The sequence below is a fragment of the Agromyces humi genome, assembly GCF_009720255.1.
Classification (GTDB): domain Bacteria; phylum Actinomycetota; class Actinomycetes; order Actinomycetales; family Microbacteriaceae; genus Agromyces; species Agromyces humi.
In genome coordinates this window covers 1-635 of sequence record NZ_WJSP02000749.1, presented here as the reverse complement: position 1 = coordinate 635, position 635 = coordinate 1, and the positions used below count along the sequence as shown (strand labels likewise).

Here is a 635-nt window from a genome sequence, read left to right as displayed (position 1 = left end):
GCCGAGCGGGTGGCGCACGCCGTACCGCGCACGGCGCCACCCGAGATCCCGGTTCCGCCCGCACGATCCGTCGCCCCGCCGAAGTTCCTGCCGCCGACGATCGAGCTGCGCCACCTCCGGGCCCGCTGGCCCGCGATCACGGAGTCCCGTGCTCAGAGCGACGGGCTCGCCGTGGCATCGGTCGCTCCCGCGCTCGATGGACTCGACCTGACCATCGCGCCGGGGGAGCGGCTGCTCGTACGCGGCGGTTCGGGCTCCGGGAAGACGACGCTCGCACACGTGCTCGTGCGGTTCCTCGCGTACGGGGGGTCGTACCGGATCGGCGGCGTCGAGGCATCCGACCTGGAACCTGACGCCGTGCGCCGCATGATCGGCCTGGTCGAGCAGCGACCGTGGCTCTTCGACGAGGACGTGCGCCAGAACCTGCTGTTCGCCCGCGAGACCGCGACCGACGACGACCTGCTCGACGTGCTCGAGCGGGTGGGCTTGCGCGAGTGGCTCGATGAGCGCGGCGGCCTCGGCGCCCGGGTGGGGGAGCGCGGCGCCCTCGTGTCGGGCGGACAGGCCCAGCGCCTCGCGCTCGCGAGGGCGATGCTCGCCGATTTCCCGGTGCTCGTGCTCGACGAGCCCACGGC

The 635-nt window shown here is 74.0% G+C and carries 1 protein-coding gene; it reads left to right on the top strand.

Annotated features, from left to right (window positions below; genetic code table 11):
• On the top strand, positions 1 to 635 hold a 635-nt coding region (locus GH736_RS23965; RefSeq protein WP_159607602.1), incomplete at both ends, for an ATP-binding cassette domain-containing protein.